The sequence below is a fragment of the Streptomyces sparsus genome, assembly GCF_054776295.1.
Window position 1 is genome coordinate 1 of the sequence record NZ_BAAHCA010001307.1, and the last position, 1053, is coordinate 1053.

General features: G+C 75.6%; 1 protein-coding gene and 1 pseudogene. Both read right to left on the reverse strand.

What is annotated here, in order from left to right; genetic code table 11:
- A pseudogene (locus ACYVE9_RS28075) lies at nt 1-418 on the reverse strand (beta propeller repeat protein); the annotation flags it as partial.
- 185 nt (nt 419-603) lie between these two features.
- The gene (locus ACYVE9_RS28080) at nt 604-903 is read right to left on the reverse strand and encodes a DUF6479 family protein (protein WP_461030700.1); all 300 of its coding nucleotides are present in this window, start codon (nt 901-903) and stop codon (nt 604-606) included.
- Nucleotides 904-1053 lie beyond the last annotated feature (150 nt).

The following is a 1053-nucleotide window of genomic DNA, read 5'->3' on the forward strand; positions in this document are numbered from 1 at the left end:
CCAGCCACAGGGTGCTGCTGTCGCCCGGGTCCACGAGCAGGCGCTCGCCGGTGCCGCGCCCGTCCTCGTTGGCGCCGAGCTTCACGTCCAGGTCGGTGCGCGCCCAGGTCGCGCCCCGGTCGGTGGAGCGCAGCACCGCGCCGTTGCCGGCCCACGGCTGGGCGTAGGTGCCGACGGCCAGGTACAGCCGGTCGGGGTGGGACGGGTCGACGGCCATCGCCTCCACACAGGTGCGGTTCCAGTCGTCCCAGCCCAGGTCGTCGTTGAGCGGCGTCCAGCGGGCCGTCCGGTCGTCCCAGCGGTAGGCGCCGCCGATGTCGGTCCGGGCGTAGGCGAGGCCGTTGACCCTCGGGTGGAACAGCACGCCGGTGACGAAGCCGGTGCCGCCGATCACGGCGTTGCGCCAGCGGTAGCGCTGCGAGGCGGCGGCCGGTGCCTGCGGCCGGTGCGGGGCGGCGGCGGGGTGGTCACCTGTGTGGGACCGGGGGCAGCACTTCGGGCTGCGATGGGCGGTCGCCTGCGGGGGCCAGGGATCAGCTTGTCGGCTGGGTCAGCCGCTCGGCACGGCGGTCCGGGGGCAGCGCGTCGGCCGGTCGGCGCGGGTCAGCGTTCCTGGTCCCGGCGGTCGGGCATGCCGTCGCCGGAGGACCCGTGGTCCTTCAGTTCGTGCGGCGAGCGGCGGTGGCCGTCGTGCGGCATCTCGGTGTCCTCGGGCGGCCCGGACTCGTAACCGACCGGCGTCGCCGGGGGCGGGTCGGCCGCCGGGCGACTGATCCGGCGGCCGCCCTTGACCTGGCGCACGCCGAGCCAGACAGCAAGGATCAGGACCGTCACCACGCCGAGGCCGGCGAGGAACGGGCCGATGCCGACCAGCAGGTCCCGCTGCGCAAGGATCTCGTTCATGTCCTCCGCGTACCCGGGGAGACCCGGCTCACGCAGACGGATCTCTTCCGTTTCACCCCATATAGGGGGTGCGCCGACACCCCGGGCGTACGGCGGCCGGGCCCGCTGGCAACCGGGCCCGCGGACGGCCGGGCGCGGGCGTACGGGCGG

What these genes read in the sequence shown, in the direction of transcription:
- ACYVE9_RS28080 (WP_461030700.1), bottom strand. Translation starts at nt 903, where the DNA reads ATGAACGAGATCCTTGCGCAGCGGGACCTGCTGGTCGGCATCGGCCCG.